Origin of the sequence: Acidithiobacillus sulfurivorans, from assembly GCF_018853815.1 — a bacterium.
In the GTDB taxonomy this organism is placed as follows: domain Bacteria; phylum Pseudomonadota; class Gammaproteobacteria; order Acidithiobacillales; family Acidithiobacillaceae; genus Acidithiobacillus; species Acidithiobacillus sulfurivorans.
The window spans coordinates 1-20,653 of sequence record NZ_JAAOMP010000178.1 but is presented as its reverse complement, the minus strand read 5'-3'; the positions used below and the strand labels follow the sequence as shown (position 1 = coordinate 20,653).

General features: G+C 54.2%; 19 protein-coding genes and 3 tRNA genes. 9 read left to right on the top strand and 13 right to left on the bottom strand.

Going from position 1 to position 20,653, the window contains the following annotated elements:
• Positions 1–124 precede the first annotated feature (124 nt).
• The 3 genes from HAP95_RS16995 to HAP95_RS16985 all read right to left on the bottom strand — a co-directional run bounded on the left by HAP95_RS16995 (position 125) and on the right by HAP95_RS16985 (position 425).
• Positions 125–200: transfer RNA gene (locus tag HAP95_RS16995), tRNA-Thr, on the bottom strand.
• 7 nt (positions 201–207) lie between these two features.
• Positions 208–281 (bottom strand) — tRNA-Gly (locus HAP95_RS16990).
• Positions 282–340: 59 nt separating this feature from the next.
• Positions 341–425, bottom strand: a tRNA-Tyr gene (locus HAP95_RS16985).
• A 256-nt stretch (positions 426–681) separates the two neighbouring features.
• Here HAP95_RS16985 and HAP95_RS16980 point away from each other — a divergent pair.
• From HAP95_RS16980 to HAP95_RS16970, 3 genes are all read left to right on the top strand, one after another.
• Entirely contained in the window at positions 682–1,320 is a 639-nt protein-coding gene (locus tag HAP95_RS16980) for an OmpA family protein (RefSeq protein WP_215885305.1), read from the top strand.
• A 101-nt stretch (positions 1,321–1,421) separates the two neighbouring features.
• Positions 1,422–3,104: a ubiquinone biosynthesis regulatory protein kinase UbiB gene (ubiB, locus tag HAP95_RS16975; protein WP_215885304.1), complete on the top strand. Its 1,683-nt coding sequence runs from the start codon at positions 1,422–1,424 to the stop codon at positions 3,102–3,104.
• Positions 3,105–3,140: 36 nt separating this feature from the next.
• Positions 3,141–3,485 (top strand): LapA family protein, encoded by a 345-nt coding sequence (locus HAP95_RS16970; RefSeq protein ID WP_215885303.1) that lies wholly within the window; start codon positions 3,141–3,143, stop codon positions 3,483–3,485.
• A gap of 23 nt (positions 3,486–3,508) precedes the next feature.
• Here HAP95_RS16970 and HAP95_RS16965 read toward each other — a convergent pair whose 3' ends face one another.
• The 9 genes from HAP95_RS16965 to HAP95_RS16925 all read right to left on the bottom strand — a co-directional run bounded on the left by HAP95_RS16965 (position 3,509) and on the right by HAP95_RS16925 (position 10,685).
• Positions 3,509–4,084 carry a tetratricopeptide repeat protein gene (locus HAP95_RS16965; RefSeq protein ID WP_215885302.1) on the bottom strand — a complete coding sequence of 192 codons (576 nt, stop codon included), beginning with the start codon at positions 4,082–4,084 and terminating at the stop codon, positions 3,509–3,511.
• 154 nt (positions 4,085–4,238) lie between these two features.
• The gene (gene nusB / locus HAP95_RS16960; protein ID WP_215885301.1) at positions 4,239–4,685 is read right to left on the bottom strand and encodes a transcription antitermination factor NusB; all 447 of its coding nucleotides are present in this window, start codon (positions 4,683–4,685) and stop codon (positions 4,239–4,241) included.
• A 6-nt stretch (positions 4,686–4,691) separates the two neighbouring features.
• Positions 4,692–5,156 (bottom strand): 6,7-dimethyl-8-ribityllumazine synthase, encoded by a 465-nt coding sequence (gene ribH, locus HAP95_RS16955; RefSeq protein WP_193649828.1) that lies wholly within the window; start codon positions 5,154–5,156, stop codon positions 4,692–4,694.
• A gap of 9 nt (positions 5,157–5,165) precedes the next feature.
• The gene (gene ribB, locus HAP95_RS16950) at positions 5,166–6,287 is read right to left on the bottom strand and encodes a 3,4-dihydroxy-2-butanone-4-phosphate synthase (protein ID WP_215885300.1); all 1,122 of its coding nucleotides are present in this window, start codon (positions 6,285–6,287) and stop codon (positions 5,166–5,168) included.
• Positions 6,284–6,940, bottom strand: coding sequence for a riboflavin synthase (locus HAP95_RS16945; protein WP_215885299.1), 657 nt, complete (start codon positions 6,938–6,940; stop codon positions 6,284–6,286). The genes ribB and HAP95_RS16945 overlap by 4 nt, the downstream gene beginning before the upstream one ends.
• Before the next feature lie 3 nt (positions 6,941–6,943).
• The gene (gene ribD, locus HAP95_RS16940) at positions 6,944–8,044 is read right to left on the bottom strand and encodes a bifunctional diaminohydroxyphosphoribosylaminopyrimidine deaminase/5-amino-6-(5-phosphoribosylamino)uracil reductase RibD (protein WP_215885298.1); all 1,101 of its coding nucleotides are present in this window, start codon (positions 8,042–8,044) and stop codon (positions 6,944–6,946) included.
• Complete coding sequence (gene nrdR, locus HAP95_RS16935) at positions 8,034–8,537, bottom strand: transcriptional regulator NrdR (RefSeq protein ID WP_215885297.1); 504 nt, start codon at positions 8,535–8,537, stop codon at positions 8,034–8,036. Before nrdR ends, ribD begins: the two co-directional genes overlap by 11 nt.
• Positions 8,538–8,543: 6 nt before the next feature.
• Positions 8,544–9,788: a serine hydroxymethyltransferase gene (gene glyA, locus HAP95_RS16930; RefSeq protein ID WP_215885296.1), complete on the bottom strand. Its 1,245-nt coding sequence runs from the start codon at positions 9,786–9,788 to the stop codon at positions 8,544–8,546.
• Between the two features lie 105 nt (positions 9,789–9,893).
• Positions 9,894–10,685 carry a hypothetical protein gene (locus tag HAP95_RS16925; RefSeq protein ID WP_438263678.1) on the bottom strand — a complete coding sequence of 264 codons (792 nt, stop codon included), beginning with the start codon at positions 10,683–10,685 and terminating at the stop codon, positions 9,894–9,896.
• A gap of 172 nt (positions 10,686–10,857) precedes the next feature.
• On the opposite strand from HAP95_RS16925, the gene metX reads away from it, so the two are divergent.
• The 6 genes from metX to HAP95_RS16895 all read left to right on the top strand — a co-directional run bounded on the left by metX (position 10,858) and on the right by HAP95_RS16895 (position 18,283).
• Positions 10,858–12,009 carry a homoserine O-succinyltransferase MetX gene (metX, locus tag HAP95_RS16920; protein ID WP_215885294.1) on the top strand — a complete coding sequence of 384 codons (1,152 nt, stop codon included), beginning with the start codon at positions 10,858–10,860 and terminating at the stop codon, positions 12,007–12,009.
• The gene (gene metW, locus HAP95_RS16915; protein ID WP_215885293.1) at positions 12,006–12,611 is read left to right on the top strand and encodes a methionine biosynthesis protein MetW; all 606 of its coding nucleotides are present in this window, start codon (positions 12,006–12,008) and stop codon (positions 12,609–12,611) included. The genes metX and metW overlap by 4 nt, the downstream gene beginning before the upstream one ends.
• Before the next feature lie 21 nt (positions 12,612–12,632).
• On the top strand, positions 12,633–13,289 hold the full coding sequence (locus tag HAP95_RS16910; protein WP_215885292.1) for a glutathione S-transferase family protein: 657 nt from the start codon (positions 12,633–12,635) through the stop codon (positions 13,287–13,289).
• A 42-nt stretch (positions 13,290–13,331) separates the two neighbouring features.
• Positions 13,332–14,117, top strand: coding sequence for a bifunctional demethylmenaquinone methyltransferase/2-methoxy-6-polyprenyl-1,4-benzoquinol methylase UbiE (gene ubiE / locus HAP95_RS16905; RefSeq protein WP_215862393.1), 786 nt, complete (start codon positions 13,332–13,334; stop codon positions 14,115–14,117).
• Between the two features lie 95 nt (positions 14,118–14,212).
• On the top strand, positions 14,213–16,567 hold the full coding sequence (metE, locus tag HAP95_RS16900; protein WP_215885291.1) for a 5-methyltetrahydropteroyltriglutamate--homocysteine S-methyltransferase: 2,355 nt from the start codon (positions 14,213–14,215) through the stop codon (positions 16,565–16,567).
• A gap of 165 nt (positions 16,568–16,732) precedes the next feature.
• A complete protein-coding gene (locus HAP95_RS16895; protein ID WP_215885290.1) occupies positions 16,733–18,283 on the top strand; it encodes a SulP family inorganic anion transporter in 1,551 nt (516 codons plus the stop codon).
• A gap of 3 nt (positions 18,284–18,286) precedes the next feature.
• Here the strand turns inward: HAP95_RS16895 and HAP95_RS16890 are convergent.
• Positions 18,287–20,653: L-glutamate gamma-semialdehyde dehydrogenase (locus HAP95_RS16890; protein WP_215885289.1), on the bottom strand; the 2,367-nt coding region annotated here is incomplete at its 5' end.

Sequence of the window (20,653 nt, the reverse complement as noted above, 5' to 3'; positions counted from 1 at the left end):
AATGTGGTCTTCCCATGGTCCACGTGACCAATCGTTCCCACGTTTACATGCGGCTTCGTCCGCTCAAATTTCCCTTTGGACATCAGAAACTCCCCAAGAAAACAGACCCAAGAAAAAAACAATATGGAGCCCACAACCGGATTCGAACCGGTGACCTCTTCCTTACCAAGGAAGTGCTCTACCGCCTGAGCTATGTGGGCCTACAGCTGGAGCGGGTGATGGGAATCGAACCCACACCATCAGCTTGGAAGGCTGAGGTTCTACCATTGAACTACACCCGCATAAACCGTGGCGCCCGCGCCGCTTACTACTTATTAACCTATACACTCTTAATCGAATATGGTGGAGGGAGGAGGATTCGAACCTCCGAAGGCAGAGCCGTCAGATTTACAGTCTGATCCCTTTGACCGCTCGGGAACCCCTCCACGATTAGCGGCGCATTGTGCCGCTTACTGCTGTCACCTGTCAATAGAAATTATGACAATCTTTGTCGCACTTTTTTATCCCTCACCACGCCAGTTAAGTGCCCCAGGTTGCTTTTTTTGATATTGATTTTAAAAGATCCTCCTCGCTTATTGTGCCGATTTCTTGACATCGTTGCCGATTTACAACATTCTCTGCGTGGCTGTACTAGATTTTGCCAGGTAGATTTCTGCCCGGGCTTGAGAGGAGGGTTTATAAATGCAACATATTAAACGTATTACGCTGATGCTTGCCATCAGTGGTGGTTTTATTGCTGGAACGGCGTTTGCCGATAATGCTTACACCGGTTATGCCATTCAGGCTGGTGGAAAGCCGGTAGTCACATCCACTGGTGCTTGTGTACGTGGCGGACGTCCAGTCACGGATGGTGCCATTCCTGCTTATTGCGCGCCTCAGCCTGCCCCAGTTGCAGCGCAGCCCGCTCCGGCACCTGTTCCGGCACCTATTGCTCCAGTTGAGCGGACTGTACTGGTCAGCAAGCCCATTACCATTACTGGCATCAACTTCAAATTTGATTCCTACAAACTTCTGGATCATGACATCAGGGTTCTGGATGAAGTAGCCGATTTTGCCAAAAATCATCCGGCGGCTGTTCTTGACGTGAATGGATACTGCAGCAAGGTGGGTAGCTACGCCTACAACCTGAAGCTGTCCAAGTTGCGCGCCCAAAGCGTTGCTCAATACCTTGCTAATCACGGTGTTTCCAATGATCGCATGGTCTTGAAAGGACATTCATACAATGATCCAGTCGCCAGCAACGCCACTTCACAAGGGCGTTTCCTGAACCAGCGTGTGGAAATCAATTCCAACATCAAGGTTCAAAAAACTGTTCAGTAACTAGCCCATAAAGGCTGAGCAAGGCGGGTCGTTATTGATCCGCCTTTTTTGTGCCTTTTACCCATCATGCAGCACTCAAATTCCATGCTAGACTAGCGACCATGCGACAATCCCTGCTTCGTTTCGTACGTACTCTGCACATCACTCGCGTCCTGGTGCGGTACCGCCTGGATGAAGTGCTTTATTTTCTGCCTATATTGAAGCCGTATCAGGCTATTTTACGCCTTAGCCCCATGTCCTGGCTGGGTCCCAAGCCCCAGGGGGATTTTGCAGAACGACTGCGCCAGGCATTGGAAACTCTGGGACCAACTTTCATCAAGCTCGGGCAAATGTTGTCGACCCGACGCGATCTTCTGCCTGATTACATCACCCAGGAACTGGCCAAGCTGCAAGATGCCGTCCCGCCCTTCCCCTCTGAAGAAGCTTGCAAAATCATTGAGAGCGCATTGGGCAAACCCATCAATACGGTGTTTTCAGAGTTTCATTCCAAACCGGCGGCGGCGGCTTCTATTGCTCAGGTCCATTTCGGCGTGCTGCAAGATGGTCGTGAAGTCGCTATTAAGGTCCGCCGTCCGGGCTTAAGACGAATTATTGATCAAGATCTGGCTATTTTAGGCTTGTTGGCTGATTTGGCGGAACGCTATTCCCAGGAAGGACGACGGCTGAGAATTCGCGCTGTTGTGGCGGAATATGCCAAGACCTTGCGCGGAGAACTGGATTTGCTCCGCGAAGCCGCTAATGCCAGTCAATTGCGTCGCAATTTTGCCGCCGATCCTGATCTGCTTTATATCCCCGAAATTTACTGGGATTACTGCAGTTCCTCCGTCCTGGTCATGGAACGTATTTACGGTATCCCGATTGGTCAGTTAGATGCCTTACGTGCTGCCGGCATCAACTTTGATCAACTCTCCAGACGCGCCGCAGATATTTTTTTCCGTCAGGTTTTTCGTGACGCCTACTTTCATGCAGATATGCATCCCGGCAACATTTTCATAGATCCCCAAAGCGGGCGTTTTATTGCGGTGGACTTTGGCATCATGGGTAGCCTGGATGATGCCAGCCAGCATTATCTGGCGGAAAACATGATTGCCTTTTTTCAAAGAGATTATCGGAGAGTCGCTGAGGCGCATGTGGAGGCAGGCTGGGTTCCGCCCGATACCAATGTTCAGGATTTTGAAATGGCGATCAGGGCCATTGCCGAACCTGTGTTTGAAAAACCCTTAAACGAAATTTCTGTGGCTAATCTGTTGCTGCGCTTATTCCAGACGACCAGAGCCTTTCACATGCAAACCCAGCCCCAACTGCTGCTTCTGCAGAAAACCCTGGTGAACGTCGAAGGTATCGCCCGCGATTTCAATCCCGCCCTGAACATGTGGGAAGTGGCCACTCCACTGCTGACTGAATGGCTGAGTCGCCAACGCGGCCCCCGTGGCTGGTGGACGGAAATGAAGCGCCATTTTCCAGAATGGGGGCTGGTCCTTCCGGAAATGCCCGTATTACTGCATGGCATTCTTCGTCAGGCCCAACAAGGAGAACTGCCCCTGGTTATTCGTAATCAGGATCTGGAAGGGATCCGTAAGGAAATCCGTCGCGGCATGCTGCGCCTTTCATTTGGTGTCAGTGGTACTTTCATTGTCGTGGGAATTGGTATTATGGCGGCGCTTGCCCATAAACTGGACTATGCGATTCTCGATCTGCCACTCTGGGCATGGTTGATTTTACTGCCCGGATTCACCTGGGTTGGCGTTCGTTGGGTCGGCAGTTTTTTCAGGATTCGAGATTAACGCTAAATCGATAAACAGCAAGGGAGGGTTGCTATTATGTGGGTCATTATTTCGCTGGTGATTGCTGCTGTAGCTGTCATATTCGCCGTACAGAATAACACCATGACATCCGTGCATTTTTTTTCATGGACTTTTGCCCAATCTCAGGGCGTGATTTTACTGGGTGGATTTGTGGCGGGGTTTATCGCCAGCATGCTGATCTATCTACCCACCCACATCCGCAACAAGCTCAAAATACGTCGCCATGAACGCCGCCTGTCTGATCTTGAAGGGCAACTCAATGAAGAAAAGGGCAAGCGGGAGTATATCGAAAAAGAACACGCCGCTGCCTTACGCATCCAGAAAAACAACGGTTTGACCGGGCCCAAGGCCGAAAGCTGAGAACCCGGCGGTACTGGTCCCGCTTATTCGGCTTTTTTGTCAGCGACGGGAACCGCAGAAGCCGTTTTATTAATTGGCACGGCACGGGCAAGTACTTCGAGGTTTTTGGTAGCCTGCGTGTTACCTGCTTCTGCCGCCTTGCGCCACCACAATGCCGCTTTGGCGTAATCCTGATGAACACCCTGGCCCATGAAATAGAGGTTACCCAGATTATACTGAGCCGCTGAAACCCCCAACTCTGCAGCCTTGTTCCACCAGTAGGCCGCTTTGATCAGGTCTTTAGGCACACCCTGACCGAAATAATATTGCATGCCCAGGTTGTACTCGGCCTTGCCGTAACCATGCATGGCTGATTTTTCAAACCATTGTGCCGCCAACGTGTAATTTTGTGGCACACCATCGCCCAATGCGCAGCGGGTACCGATGCTGTTTTCCAGTTTGGCGGTGGTCAAATCGGTCGGCTGCGAGCTGGCTGAGTCTTCCATTTCTGCTTTATGGGCCGTCGTCTGGGCATCGGCCAAGGGTGCGGCAAGGAGCAAAAACGCGGCAGCCGAACAAGCCAGCACCGCAGGATTGGACAATAAACGATGTGCAGGCATGATTCACTCCATAAATGAGGGTTAATAGCTTTCAGATGTGAAGGTTACACCATAAAGCTAAGAAACTGCCACAACTTTTTACGCTAACCTTCCAACTATGGATAATCCTAAAACCGGCAGTGGGCCTGGGGACTTTTTGCTCCAAAGTCCTCTTTCAGGATTTTGCGGTTTGCTCTATCTCATTCTGCCGCCAGCGCTGGGCCAGCTTGTCGAGTACCGCATTGACAAAGCGATGCCCCTGCTCAGCCCCAAAATCCTTTCCCAATTCAATGGCTTCATTGATGACTACCCGGTATGGTGTCTGCGGCAGATCACGGAGCTCATAGGCGGCAAGGCGCAAAATGGCGCGCTCCACTTCGCTGATTTCATCGGTCCAGCGCCGATCCGGAATTTCTTCGGCAATGGCCGGATCCAGCTGCGGAATCGCCTGACAAACGCCTTCCCATACTGTCGCAAAAAAGACGCGATCGGCGCCCTGAAGTCGTTCAGGGTCTGCAGTAAACTGAAGCGCAATTTCTGCACAATGTCCCGGATTCAGCTGCCACTGATAAAGGGCCTGGATAATAGCCTGACGCGCCAGGCGACGACGACCGTTTTTCATGGAGGCTCAGATCTGACCCAGAAGCTGTACCATTTCGAGAGCCGTCATGGCCGCATCAAAACCTTTATTTCCTGCCTTGGTACCGGCGCGCTCAATAGCCTGTTCAATGCTGTCGGTAGTTAAAATACCAAAAACAACCGGGATACCAGTGTCCATAGCCACCTGTGCTACACCCTTGGAAACCTCTCCTGCCACATAATCAAAATGGGGAGTTCCACCACGAATTACTGCACCCAGACAAAGAACCGCGTCATAATTTCCACTACGCGCCAGTTTTTGCGCAACTAATGGAATTTCATAAGCGCCCGGAACATACACCACATGAATTTGTTCATCACTGGCACCATGGCGACGCAAACCATCTATAGCGCCTTGCTCCAGTTGCTGAGTAATGAAACTGTTAAAGCGACTGACCAGCAGGACAAAACGAAACTTGCCGGCCTGGAGACTACCTTCTATTTGCTGAATCATGATTTTTCCTTATTTATTTTCCTGAAATGGACGCTGGCCCACAATTTCGAGACCAAATCCGCCAATACCCCGGTACTGGAAATGGCTGTCACTCAGCACCTCGGCACGATGCACGCCAAGATCCGTGAGGATTTGTGCGCCAATACCAAACGTGCGCAAAACCCGTCCAGCATCTCCAGCCTGCCCGGGTCCTTTGGGCATTTCCGGCAAGGCAGATACTTCCTGGACCAGATCTTCCACACTCTCTTCATGGTGCAAGTACACCAGCACGCCCCGACCCTCTGCCGCAATCCGCTCTAATGCGCGCGTATTGGGACTGGCCGCTCCCGCAAACAGATCATTCAGGGTTTTGCCCACCTGAACACGCACCAGCACGGGACTTTCTGTAGCCGCCACTTCACCCATGACCAGGGCAAAATGCGTTTCTTTCGCCACCCAGTCTCGATAAACCGTTAGCTGGAATTCTCCATAAGGACTCTGCCAGGGTCCCTGGGCTTCACGCTCGACAATCCGCTCTCTTTCAAGGCGATAGCGGATCAAGTCGGCAATGGTGCCAATTTTAAGTCCATGCTCCGCTGCATAGGGAAGCAGATCGGGTAAACGAGCCATTTCCCCATCGGCATTGAGAATCTCGCAAATCACTCCTGCTGGCTGACAACCCGCCAGTCGTGCCAAATCTACGGCCGCTTCGGTATGCCCGGCGCGAACCAAAACCCCACCCGGCTCGGCAGTAAGGGGGAAAATATGTCCGGGCATGACCAAATCTTCGGGCGCAGCATTTTCAGCAATAGCGGCCTGAACAGTGGCTGCCCGGTCGGCTGCAGAAATACCCGTAGTCACCCCCCGAGCCGCTTCAATGGATACTGTAAAGGCGGTTCCAAGGCTGGCCGTATTATGTCCGACCATTTGCGGCAGGCGCAGCTGTTGGCAGCGCTCCCGGGTCAAAGGCAGACAGACCAGTCCGCGTGCCTGGGTCACCATAAAATTGATGGCAGCGGGAGTCACAAACTCCGCTGCCATGATCAGGTCACCCTCATTTTCACGGCCCTCGTCATCCATGAGGATCACCATACGACCCGCTGCAATTTCGGCAATAATTTCTTCGGCGGGACTGATTTTACCTTCACTCATACGGGATATCCTTTGGCAGCTAACGATTCGCGGGTGACTTCCGATTTTAGCCCCGACTCCGCCTCTGTCGCTACCCAACGTTCCAGATAGCGGGCAATCAGGTCCACTTCGAGATTGACCGCCTGACCCGCACGCCAGGCTGATGCGGTCGTATTAGTCAGGGTATGGGGAATCAGATTAAGCATAAATTGCTCACCTTCCAGAGCATTGACGGTCAAGCTGATACCATCTACGCAAATGCTGCCTTTGGCGGCAATATAGCGCAGCAGTTCGCGAGGTGCGGTCACCGCAAAAACCTGTGAACGTCCGGAATTCTGCACACTATGGATTTGTCCGACCCCATCCACATGACCCGCTACCAGATGGCCGCCCAGACGGTCGGCCAGACGCAGGGCTTTTTCGAGATTCACTGCACTACCTGATTTCAGGCTACCCAGCAGAGTCTTATCCAGGGTCTCGCGGGAAACATCCACAGCAAACCCGTCTTTGTGCAGTTCTACTACGGTCAGGCAAACACCCGATACTGCAATACTGTCACCGAGTTTGACATCACCCAGATCCAGCCTGCCAGAGGCGAACGTCATCCGAAAATCACCGCCCTGAGGCTGCAATTGTCGAACCTGACCCAAGGCCTCAATAATTCCGGTGAACATGAATCAGCACTCCTGCGGACCCAGGGTCCACTTCAGATCATTACCCAGCGACTCGACCCGAAGACTCCGCCAACGCGGAGTTTCTGTCAGTTGTTCAAAAGGACCAACCTGCATGGCTGCCAATGCCCCCTGGCCGAGGAGCATGGGTGCCATATAGAGCAACCACTCATCGACCAAGCCGGTCGCAAACAGTGTACTGGCCAGACCCGGACCCGCCTCTACCAGCACTTCATTGATTTGTCTCTCTGCCAAAATGCGCATAACTGCCAGACAATCCAGATGCTCGCCATCAACCGGCACCGCCAACAACTCAGCCCCTGCTGCTTGCAGCATTTTTTTGGCCGAGTCCGGCAGGCCCGGCCCATGACAAATCCAGACTGCGCCGGGTGAAGCAAACAGTGCCGCATCTGCCGGGGTCCGCAAATGGGTGTCCAAAACCACCTTCACCGGATAGCGGCGCAGCGGAATATCCAGACGCGGAGCCAGGCGCGGGTTGTCGCCCAGAACTGTGCCAATCCCCACCATGATGGCACTGGAACCGGCGCGTTCCTTTTGCACATCGGCGCGCGCCAAGGTACCGGTCAGCCACTGACTTTGTCCATTGGCCAGCGCCACACCTGCATCCAGACTGACTGCCTGTTTTAAGCGAATCCAGGGACGCCCACCTTCCATGCGCATGAAAAATCCGGGGTTCAGCGCGCGACTTTCGGCTTCGCAACAGCCCAGTTCAACCTCAATGCCAGCAGCCCTGAGCCGGGCAATTCCCTGTCCGGAAACCAGGGGATTGGGATCCTGAGCCGCCACCACCACCCGTGCCACTCCTGCAGCTATCAAGGCGTCCGCACAGGGTCCGGTACGCCCCTGATGGCTGCAGGGTTCGAGCGTCACGTAAACCGTCGCCGCACGCGATGCCGCTCCGGCTTCGGCAAGGGCCAGCACCTCGGCATGGGCTTCACCGGCAAAAAAGTGCGCGCCTTGGCCAACAACGACCCCTTCCTGCACCACCACCGCACCCACTCGCGGATTGGGGTGCGTCGAGTATAAACCCTGTTTCGCCAAGTCCAGGGCCATTTCCATGAAATGATGGTCCTGCTCAGTCAGCACCAGAACGGCCTTTTCCGGGTACTTGTTGCTGATCGGGCTGGGGGCCCTCTTTCAGGCGGGCAATTTCTGCACTGAATGCATCCACATCTTCAAAACGCCGGTACACCGAAGCGAAACGCACATAAGCCACCGGATCAAGGCCGCGCAAAGCTTCCATGACCAATTCGCCAATCAAACGCGCCGGCACCTCGCGTTCGCCTCTTTCACGAAGACGCCGTTGAATTAAACGCAGGGCTGCGTCTACCTGATCGGTAGCGACCGGACGCTTGCTGAGCGCCCGCGTCAAACCACGCTGCAATTTGTCTTCGTTAAAAGACTCACGACGCCCATCGGTTTTAACCACCATGGGTAAAGCGAGTTCGGCACGCTCAAAAGTCGTGAAACGCTGATTACATTGCGGACATTCCCGACGGCGCCGCACCGTCCCGCCCTCATCGGCGAGGCGGGAATCCACCACCCGGGTGTCAGCGAAGGCGCAGAACGGGCAATGCACGGAATCCTAGCCGTACACCGGAAATTGCTTGCACAGGTCAGTCATATCCGCCTTGACCCGGGCAATCACTGCGGCGTCCTCGGAGGCATCCAGCACATCAGCAATCCCCTTGCCCAAGCGCTGCATTTCCGCTTCTGCAAAGCCACGGGTGGTAGCTGCCGGTGTGCCGATGCGAATACCACTGGTCACGGCTGGCGGACGGGTATCAAAAGGCACCGCGTTTTTGTTGACCGTGATGTGCGCCTGGCCCAACGCTTCCTCGGCTTCCTTGCCGGTCACCTTTTCGCCCAGATTGAGGAGGAAAAGGTGATTATCCGTACCGCCTGACACGGCTGTATAACCTCGCCCGGCAAGTACCTGACTCAGCGCCTGGGCGTTGCGAATGACCTGCTGCTGATAGGTTTTGAACTCCGGCTGCAAAGCTTCCCGGAAAGCTACCGCTTTACCGGCAATGACGTGCATCAGAGGACCACCCTGCAAGCCAGGGAAAATCAAAGAGTTGACCTTCTTGGCATACTCTTCCCGACAAAGAATGAGACCACCACGCGGACCACGCAAGGTTTTGTGGGTCGTAGTGGTGACAAAATCCGCATGGGGTACGGGGCTGGGATGTAAACCGGCCGCAACCAATCCGGCAATGTGGGCCATGTCCACCAGCAAATAAGCGCCGATACTCCGGGCAATTTCACCGATTCTTTCGAAATCAATAATGCGCGAATAGGCACTGGCCCCGGCGACGATCATTTTGGGACGCTCCTGCTCGGCCTGCGCTGCCATCGCCTCATAATCAATTCGACCATCTTCGGCGCGCACTCCATAAGCGGCCACCTGAAACAGCTTGCCCGAAACATTGACCTTGGCTCCGTGGGTCAGATGTCCACCATGCGCCAGACTCATTCCCATAATTTTGTCACCCGGCTTCAATACCGAAAGGTAAACAGCCTGGTTAGCCTGAGAACCGGAATGGGCCTGGACATTGGCGTGTTCTGCGCCGAACAGTTCCAGAGCCCGATCAATGGCCAGCTGTTCAGCAACATCCACATACTCACAACCACCATAATAGCGTTTACCCGGATAACCCTCGGCATACTTGTTGGTCAGCACCGAGCCCTGCGCCACCATCACCATGGGGCTGGCGTAGTTTTCAGAAGCAATGAGTTCCACATGATCTTCCTGGCGCTGGGTTTCCTTACACATGGCATCCCATAGTGCAGGATCAAAATCAGCAATACTGAGGGTTTTGGAAAACATGGCGCACTCCTTCAAAAACTTCCGGAAAATTTGTGGCTAGACACTAATGGATGCAAGAACGAACGGCAAGGGTAAAAAATGCGTGCAAGTCATGAATGAAACTCATCAGAGTTTGACACGCACCGGCTGAGGGTGATGGGCGAGCACAAAACCGGCGGCCTGCTTTTCTTTCTTTTTTCGGGGGGGACGCCGCTTGTCAGCAAAAATATCCTGATAGGCCACATGGATGACCGGTGGACCCAACACCCAGACAATCAAGCCTAACCATAACTGGGAAAAAGCTGGCATAAACAGGTTCGCCAGCAAAATGATGGCCCAGAGACCGATCAGAGGATCCCGCAATTCCGGCCTGAACAGCAGAGTGAGTGTAGTTTCCACTTCCGACTCCAGCCAGCCATGCCCCTTATGCAGGGCAAGGGCAATTCCGAAAAAAGCCGGAGAGAACCAGAAGTAAGGCATCAGCGACAAATCCGAAAACCGCTGTCCGAAAGCGAACCACCAGCCCCAGAATCCCTGACCCATGCCCGAGTCGTCATGCCAGGGGATATTGATCCCGGCCAGCAAGCTGCCCATGACCACTATGTCTTGGCCAAATTCGAAAATCATGCCAAAAACGGCAAAAAGCATACCCCAAACCACCGCCACATGGAGGGCATGCCGGGTTTGTCGGGTGGTGTAAGATTCCACCTCTTCATCGGTATTGGCAGCGATTTCCAGGCCAAACAGCAGGCCAAAAGGTGCCATGGCGTACATCAACCATTCGGGAAAGGGAATGGCCGCAAGCACCAATGCAGCAGCGGTAAGTAACAGCCATGGCCGAGGCCGGGCCACTACCAGCTCAGCGCCCCCTTCGACCCAGCTCACTACGCGATTTACCCACTTCCAGGCCAAAATCATCTCCCAGCAACATGACGCACGGCCAAGCACAACTTGTCGCTCACGCTATCTTTCACAATTCTAAACCATGAAGCAGCATAAACACAAAAAGCTGCCGACTTACGCCGCTTGTCGCCGACGGCCTTGAAGTTTAGACTCTTCCGGCTCTGTTTGATGATTAGAAAAGCACACAATGCCTGCTCAGATACCCGCTGATTCCGTTGGACTGGTAACCCCGCAGACGGTCACTTTTCCAGCTGACCTACCGCTGGAGTGTGGGCGCAGCTTGCCGGGTTACACCCTGGTTTATGAAAGTTATGGAGCCTTGAACAAGGATCACAGTAACGCGATTTTGCTCTGTCATGCGCTTTCCGGTGATCATCACGCTGCCGGGTATCACCACATGGATGATCGCAAGCCGGGCTGGTGGGAGCAGCTGCTTGGACCTGGTAAGGCCATGGATACTGAACGGTTTTTTTTCGTCTGCGCCAATTTTATCGGGTCCTGCAAAGGCTCAACGGGTCCAGCCAGCATCAACCCTGAAACCGGCAGCCCCTGGGGTCTGGATTTTCCCATGGTCACCGTCCGTGACTGGGTAAAAACCCAGGCCGACCTGGCCGATCATCTGGAGATTGAACAATGGGCGGCGGTTATTGGCGGTAGCCTGGGTGGCATGCAGGTTATGCAATGGAGCATGGATTATCCTGACCGGCTACGTAACGCCGTAGTCATTGCTGCTGCGCCCAAACTGACGGCTCAGAACATCGCCTTCAACGAAGTCTGTCGTCAGGCCATCATGACTGATCCGGATTTTCACAATGGCCGCTACTATGCCCATGACACCAAACCGCGCCGGGGACTTTCACTGGCACGGATGATCGGTCACATCACCTATCTTTCCGATGACGCCATGCGGACCAAATTCGGTCGGGATACACGGGGAGGCAAGGCCTTTTCTTTTGGCTTTGATGTCGATTTTGAGGTGGAAAGTTATTTGCGCTATCAGGGTTCAAGCTTTGTCGAACGTTTTGATGCCAACAGCTATTTATATATTACCAAGGCATTGGATTATTTTGATCCGGCCAGTGCTTATGGCGGCAATCTGGCAGAAGCCTTTGCCCAGGTACAAGCTGCGTTTTTGGTGGTCTCTTTCAGTTCTGACTGGCGGTTTTCCCCGGAACGCTCCCGCGAAATCGTGCAGGCACTGTATACCTGTAATCGCGATGTCAGCTATGCGGAAATTGAAGCCACCCACGGCCACGATTCCTTTTTAATGCCTATCCCCCAATATGTAGCCGTTCTCGGCACTTATCTGCAACGTGTTGCCGAGGAAATCGGACTATGAAGCTACGCCAGGATCTGGCCATTATCGCCGAATGGATTCCTCCGCAAAGCCGCATTCTTGATCTGGGCTGCGGGGAAGGAGAACTGCTGGCCTATTTGCGCGCCGAAAAGGACGTTCAAGGTTACGGAGTGGAAATTGAGGAAGATCGGGTCGTCGCCGCTATTCGGCGCGGAATTCCGGTCATTCAGCAGGATCTTGATCAGGGACTCAAAAATTTTGCAGACCATAGCGTCGATACGGTAGTCCTTTCTCTGACCCTGCAGGCTTCTACCTATCCTCGTCAGTTATTACTGGAAATGTTACGCGTCGGCCGGGAGGTCATTGTCACCTTTCCCAATATGGGACACTGGCATGCGCGCTGGCAACTGGGCGTGCTGGGCAAAATGCCCACCACAGACGCCTTGCCCCATACGTGGTACGATACCCCCAACATTCACCTGTGCACGATTCGTGACTTTGAACAACTCTGTGCCGACAACGGCATCGCCATCCATCAGCGGGTCGTGCTCAATGAGCGGCGGCGCAGCACTTGGCGCAACCGTTTGTTACCCAACCTATTTGGAGAAGTTGCTTTATATCGTTGCGCCCTGGTCGCACGCTGAAGCTCATGCGAGGAGAACGCCATGACCCTGGAACTGATCAGCTTCCCCCTCTGCCCCTATGTACAGCGTTCGGTGATTACCCTGCTGCACAAGCAGATAGTCTTCAAACTGACGCATATTGACCTGGCCCACAAACCCGAATGGTTTCTCGAACTTTCGCCCATGGGCAGGGTCCCCTGCCTGAAAATCGGCACTGACGCCGTACTGTTCGAGTCTCAGGTGATCAATGAATATCTGGATGAAACCATTGCCCCGCCACTGCATCCTTCTGACCCGCTGGAACGCGCCCAGCACCGCGCCTGGATTGCCTTTGGCAGCGAAATGATTGGTGATCAGTTCCAGATGATGGTAGCGCAGGGTGAAGAACGCTTTACGGCGGCCAGTCGCCAGCTTTTTGACAAGCTGGAGCGGTTGGAAAAAAACATGGCCGAAGGACCATTTTTTGCGGGTCAACATTTCAGTCTGGTGGATGCGGCCTTAGCTCCCTTATTCATGCGCATGGAAATTCTGCACGCATTACGTCCATTGCCGCGTTGGGAATCCTTGGGCAAACTGCGTCGCTGGACCGCCTTACTCATGGAATTACCCGAGGTGGCAGGCTCCGTAACCGCCGACTTTCCAGAACGGCTGCGGAATTATATCAGCGAAAAAGGCAGCCTTCTGCTACGCTCAGTCTGAATACAAGCTACCGCATTTACGATTTGCACAGGAGTCATGCGTATGAGTGATCAACAGGGAGAGGACATGCAGGATCAGGCGCTCGTGCCCACCACCCACTTTGGTTATCAGGAAGTCCCGGAAACGGAAAAAGAACACCTGGTCAAAGGGGTTTTCAGCAATGTCGCGGGTAAATACGACCTGATGAACGACCTGATGTCATTGGGTGTGCATCGTCTGTGGAAACGCTTCACGGTAGATTTGGCCCGCCCCCGTCCCGGCCAACGGGTGCTGGATCTCGCCGGAGGCACGGGTGATCTGGCTGCCGCCATTTATCCCCGCATCAAACCTAATGGTTCCATTGTGGTCTCTGATATCAATCCGGAAATGCTGGCGGTTGGCGAAAACCGCCTGGCTGATAAGGGCATCATCGCCGGGGTTGAGTTTGTCGAAGCCAATGCGGAGGAACTCCCCTTTCCGGACCGTGAATTTGATCTGGTCACCCTGGCCTTTGGCATCCGCAACATGACCCATCCCGAACGGGCCTTGAAGGAGATTCACCGCGTCCTCAAAACCGGCGGGCGGGCGTTGATTCTGGAATTTTCGCACCCGCGCTGGCCGGGTTTGCAGTCCATCTATGATATGTATTCCTTTAAATTACTGCCGCGCATTGGCGAACTCGTCGCCAAGGATCGAGACAGCTATCAATATCTGGTGGAATCCATCCGTCGCTTCCCCGACCAGGAAACCTTCAAAATGATGATGGAAGAAGCCGGTCTGGAACGGGTTGAGGTGTTCAACCTGTCGGGTGGTATTGTCGCCCTGCATCGCGGCTTTCGCATGGATTGATGAATGCTTTTCATCTGAACGCCTAAAAATTCCCTCTTGAGCCGAGACTCCGGGCAGGGCATGATGGCGACAATTTTCGCAGAGGAGTAATGCCCATGACGTCCGTTCACAGTCTCGGTTTTCCGCGTATCGGTCATAAACGCGAACTCAAAAAAGCGCTGGAAAGCTTCTGGTCCAAAGAAATTGATGAGCAGGAACTACAGTCCCGCGCTGCCCAGTTGCGTGACCGTCACTGGAAAATCCAGCAGACCTGTGGGATGGATTTAATCCCGGTCGGTGATTTCAGCCTCTACGATCACATGCTGGACATGAGCTGTACCCTCGGTGCCATTCCTCCCCGTTACGGATTCTCCGGCGGTCAGGTGGGTCTGGATACCTTTTTCGCCATGGCACGCGGTTCCAACACCCAGCCCGCCATGGAAATGACCAAATGGTTTGATGCCAACTATCACTTCATTGTGCCGGAATTTCATGAAAACATGGAGTTCCGCCTGAGCAGCGAACGCCTGTTTGACCAGATCAAAGAAGCCCAGGCTCTGGGCCTCCAGACCAAGCCCGTACTGGTCGGTCCCATCACCTATCTGTGGCTGGGCAAGGAAAAAGACCTGAATGCCGAAGCCCATCACGAAGCGCAACATCATCATGACGACAGCGCCTGTCATGGTCATGGTGCGCCGGTGGGTAATGCCTGCTTTGATCGTCTGACCTTGCTGCCCAAGGTTCTGCCTGTTTATGCCAAAATTCTGGAGCGTCTTGCCAGCATGGGCGTGGAGTGGGTACAAATAGATGAACCCGCTCTGGCACTGGATCTGCCCGCCGAATGGCACCAGGCTCTGGTCTCTGCCTACCAGACCCTCAGCAAGGGCAAAAGCCCCAAAGTATTACTGGCCACCTATTTTGATTCAGTAGCTGATCATGCCGAGGCTCTCAAAGCCCTTCCCGTCGCCGGCCTGCATCTGGATTTGCGTCGCGCCCCGCAACAACTGGATAGCTTCCTGAAAAATTATCCGGCTGACAAAGTGCTTTCTCTGGGCGTGGTAGATGGCCGCAATGTTTGGCGCACCGACCTGGATGCCGCCATTCAAACTCTGGAACCTGCGCGCAAACAGCTGGGAGACCGTCTGTGGGTAGCCCCTTCCTGCAGCCTGTTGCACACCCCGGTTGATCTGGATCAGGAAAACGAACTCGACGCCGAATTGAAATCATGGCTGGCTTTCTCCGTACAAAAGCTCGATGAAGTCGCCATTATTGGTCGTGCCCTGAATGAAGGCGTGGCAGCCGTAGCGCAGGAACTGTCCACCGCACGTGCCGCCGTACAATCACGTAAAACTTCACCACGTATCCACAACCCGGCTGTTGCTCAACGTCTGGACGGCTTGGGTAAGGATGATGGTCAGCGTAAAAGTGCTTTCCAGGCCCGTGAAGCCGCACAGCGTGCTCGCTTCAAACTGCCGGCCTTCCCCACCACCAGTATCGGCAGTTTCCCGCAGACTCCCGAAATCCGTAAAGCCCGCCTGCAAAATCGCAAGGGCGAACTGAGCAATGCCGACTACCAGAAAGCCATGGAAGCAGAAATTGCGCTGGTTGTGAAAGAGCAGGAGCGTTTGGGTATTGACGTTCCGGTGCACGGCGAACCCGAACGCAATGACATGGTGGAATACTTCGGCGAACAACTCGCTGGATTTGCCTTTACCCGGCATGGCTGGGTGCAGAGCTACGGTTCACGCTACGTCAAGCCGCCGTTGATTTTCGGTGACGTATCCCGTCCTACCCCCATGACGGTGGCCTGGAGTAAATATGCCCAGTCCCTGACCCAGCGGCCCATGAAAGGCATGCTCACCGGCCCGGTGACCATCCTGCAATGGTCTTTTGTGCGCGATGATCAGCCCCGTGAAAAAACGGCGCTGCAAATTGCGCTGGCGATTCGCGACGAGGTCAAGGATCTGATCGACGCCGGTATCGGTATCATTCAGATTGATGAACCGGCCTACCGTGAAGGCCTCCCCCTGAAGCGCAAGGACTGGGAGCAGTATCTGAACTGGGCATCGCGTGCATTCCGCATTTCCGCGCAAATTGCGCCTGATGACGTGCAGATTCACACCCACATGTGCTATTCGGAGTTCAATGACATCCTTCCCGCTATTGCAGCCATGGATGCGGACGTCATTACCATTGAAACCTCCCGATCACAAATGGAGTTGCTGGATGCTTTTGCCACTTTCAACTACCCTAACGAAATCGGACCCGGTGTGTATGACATTCACTCACCCCGCGTTCCCAGCGTGGAAGAAATGGTCGGCCTGATGGAAAAAGCGGTCAAAGTGGTTCCCGCAGAGCGTCTGTGGATCAACCCCGACTGTGGACTGAAAACCCGCAAATGGGCAGAAGTCACCCCAGCTTTGGAAAATATGGTCGAAGCAGCCAAACAGGTACGTGCCAAACACGCCTGATTGAATGCAGGCTTCAAACTGACAAGGCCCCATTCGGGGCCTTTTTTAATGCTTGATGATTATCCGCCCCCCTTATAGACTCGTTGGCAATTAAAAAGATAGAAAGTGTTTGCTTGTACCGCGCTCCCCAACACACTATTTTTAGGCTATCTTTTGGAACCATTTATGAATCAGCCAATCAACCTGTCCCCACTCAAAAATCTGCGGGCAGATGTTCCTGCCGCCGTGGTCGTCGCTCTAGTCGCCATGCCTCTCTGTCTTGGGGTCGCCCTGGCTTCTGGCACCCCACTGATTGCGGGTTTGATCGCCGGTATCATGGGTGGGGTACTGGTTCCTCTGTTCAGCCGCTCGCCCCTGGCCGTCAGTGGACCTACCCCGGCCATTGTTGCCACGCTGCTGGTGGCCATGGAAACCCTGCACAGTTTTCCGGCGTTACTGCTTGCCGTGGTTATTGCTGGCGGTATTCAGATTATTCTGGCGCTGTTGCGTGCAGGGGTGGTGGCTTATTTTTTCCCGTCGGCCGTCATCCAGGGTATTTTGTCGGCCATCGGGATTATCATCATCCTCAAACAATTTCCCTATGCCATTGGTTTTGATATTGGCGAATTTGGTAATCAGGATTTTTTTGATGCCCATGGAGAAAACACCTTCAGTGCCGTCATTGCCGCGCTTGCTCATGTGGAATGGGGAGCGCTGCTGGTCAGCGTACTGGCCTTAGCCATTCTGATTATTTGGGATAAGGTAACCATCCTGCGCAAACAAACCTGGCTCTCCGGCCCGTTGATGGCGGTGGTGCTCGGAACCCTTCTGAACGTACTGTTTGTCCATACTCTGCCAGGACTCGCCATCGACAAAAGCAATTTGGTCAATTTGCCCAAGATTCGTTCACTGGCAGATTTGCAGGGCATGCTGCAAATGCCTGACTGGGGGATGATCGGTTCAAAAACCGTATGGGTTACCGCTATCGCCATCACCTTTATTGCCAGCCTGGAAAGCCTGCTTTCCACAGAAGCCTCCGACAAACTGGACCCTTTCAAAAGACGCACTCCCCTCGACCGCGAACTGCTGGGACAGGGGGTAGCCAACATCGCCAGCGGCCTCATTGGTGGACTTCCGGTTGCCGCCGTCATAGTGCGGAGCACGGCCAACGTGGCGGCCGGGGCACGGACCAAAGCCAGCGCATTTCTGCACGGGATTTTTCTGTTGCTGGCCGTCGTATTTCTGGCTACGCTGATGAATCATATTCCTTTGGCAGCCCTGGCCTCCATCCTGATTTTCGTTGGTTTCAAACTGGCTCATCCGAGCATTTTCAGGAAAATGTTCAAACTGGATAAGTCCCAGTATTTGCCCTTCCTTATCACCATTATGGCGATTTTGTTCACCAGTCTGATTACCGGCGTGGTGATCGGATTGCTCGCGGGTATTTTCTTCGTCCTCAAAGCCAACTATCGCAGCGCCATCGACATTGGACGGGAGGGCGACGCCTACAAAATATCCCTGAACAGGGAGGTCACCTTCGTCAACAAGGCACGCCTCTCGCATATTCTGGAGAGACTGCCCAAAAATGCTGAAGTGATTCTGGATGGAAAAAAGGTGCACTTCATTGATCACGACGTGCTGGAAGTCATTCGTGATTTCGAACGCGCTGCCGTGCTGAAAAACATTCAGTTACGCGAACAGAATTTCGACACTCCGATTCTCAAGTCCCTCGTATAATGTTCACAGGCGGCCCTGCGCCAGTAGTTCTGCATTGCCTCCTGCTGCCGTGGTGTTGATGCTCACGGCCTGTTCGGTCACCATGCGCAATAAATAATGCGGACCACCGGCTTTCGGGCCGGTTCCACTTAAGCCTTCGCCACCAAAAGGTTGCACACCAACCACTGCACCAATCATGTTGCGGTTTACGTAGACATTGCCGCAGCGAGACCGCGCAGCGATATGTGCCGCCCGGCCATCAATCCGGGTCTGGACACCTAAAGTCAGTCCAAATCCCAAAGCGTTGATGGCATCCACCAGCGCATCGATTTGTCCGGCTTTCCAGGTGACCACCTGCAGCACCGGACCAAATATTTCCTCGCGAACCTGACTGACATGGGTAATGGCATAAGCACAGGGGGCCACAAAATGCAGATTACGCTGCTGATCGTCCTGCATGGTCAACGCTACAGAATTATCCGTAACCTGGGCATTTTCCAGCAAAGCCGGGGGCCAGGCACAACGGGCCAGTAATCTTCCTCCGCCCTGCTCCACCCGCGCAATTTGCGCCAGAATATTGGCCTGCGCTTCGGCATCAATAACGGGTCCGACATCAGTGGCATAATGGATGGTCGGTCCGATCACCAGTTCCTGCATGGCCCCTTTGAGCATGGTCAGAATTTCTTCTGCACATTCTTCCTGCACACAGAGCAACCGCAGCGCCGAACATCGTTGTCCGGCGGAACGAAATGCCGAGGCAATCACTGCATCCACCACTTGTTCCGCCAGAGCCGTAGAATCCACAATCATGGCATTAATGCCGCCGGTTTCGGCAATCAAGGGCACAATGGGGCCTTCCTTGGCCGCCAGACCCTGATGAATGTGGCGAGCAACACCTGTTGAACCGGTAAACACCACTCCGCCAGTCAGCGGATGCTCTACCAGAGCCGCGCCCACGGTTTCGCCAGCACCGGTCATCAGCGCCAGCACATCGCGGGGAACACCAGCCTCCCACAAAAGTTCGACAAAAGCCTGGGCAACGGCCATGGTCTGCTCGGCGGGCTTGGCTGCCACACTATTGCCCGTAACCAGAGCCGCAACGACCTGCCCGGCAAAAATTGCCAGAGGAAAATTCCAGGGACTAATACAAACAAATACGCCGCGCCCGCGCAGACTCAGGGAGTTGGCCTCACCGGTGGGACCGGGCAGAGCTTCCTTGCGCATGAGCGCCTTGGCCTGAATGGCATAATAACGGCAAAAATCTACGGCCTCGCGCAGCTCGGCAACCGCATCTGCCAAAGTTTTATGCGCTTCGCGCATAATCAGAGCGAGCAATTTATCCTGCCGGGTTTCCAGCAGCTCTGCCGCCTGAGTCAAAATCTCGGCACGGCGCTCCACGGGTACCGCATCCCAGCGCGTTTGCCCGGCGTGCAGTGCGTGCATTAACGGGTTTACCTCTTCCACCGGTATTTCTTCGGGGGTCTTTACCCGCAGGGCCAATGCGGCGTCCAGGGCGGGGCTACGTTCTGTAATGTAAGTCATATCCATTCCTTGGCTGTTCAGTCGTAATTCACCATGAAGATAGCCGTAAATCCCTATGGGTTTGGGCAAGGCCGCCTCTTCTGCCCGCCAGAGCGGACTGACCAGCAGATCTTCGGCAGCCACATGCTGATTAGCCAACTGATGAACAAAAGACGTGTTGGCACCGTTTTCGAGAAGCCGCCGGACCAGATAGGCAAGCAGATCCCGATGACGGCCCACCGGGGCATATATCCGCAAGTGCTGAATGCGGGCATGGCGTAAAACTTCCCGATAAATCCCTTCTCCCATGCCATGCAAACGCTGCATCTCAAAACGGGCATCGGGTTGCTGATCCGCCAATTGCAAAACTGCGGCAATGGTTGCCGCGTTGTGGGTGGCAAATTGCGGATAGACCAACGCCTGGGGGCCGTTGGCGTCTTCAAGGAGCCTCGCCGCACAGGCCAGATAGCTGATATCTGAATGATGTTTATGGGTAAACACCGGATACCCGGACAAGCCCATCTCCTGGGCTCTTTTAATTTCCATATCCCAGTAAGCGCCCTTGACCAGCCGCAGCATCAAACGGCTCTGATTGCGGCGTGTCCGGGCCAGAACTTCGTCAATGGCGGCATCTGCCCGGCTCTGATACGCCTGCACGGCAATGCCGAGCCCGTCCCAGCCTGCACAAGTGGCCTGCCCGGCAATATGCTGTTGCAAGGCATCCAGCAAATCGAGCTGCAACTCAAGACGATCGCTTTCTTCCGCATCCAGCGTCAGATTCAAACGCCCGTGAGCCGCCAGCTCGGCCAGTTGCTGCAACTTGGGGAACAGCTCTTTCCACAGGCGGGCGCGCTGGGCTTCTTCAAAGCG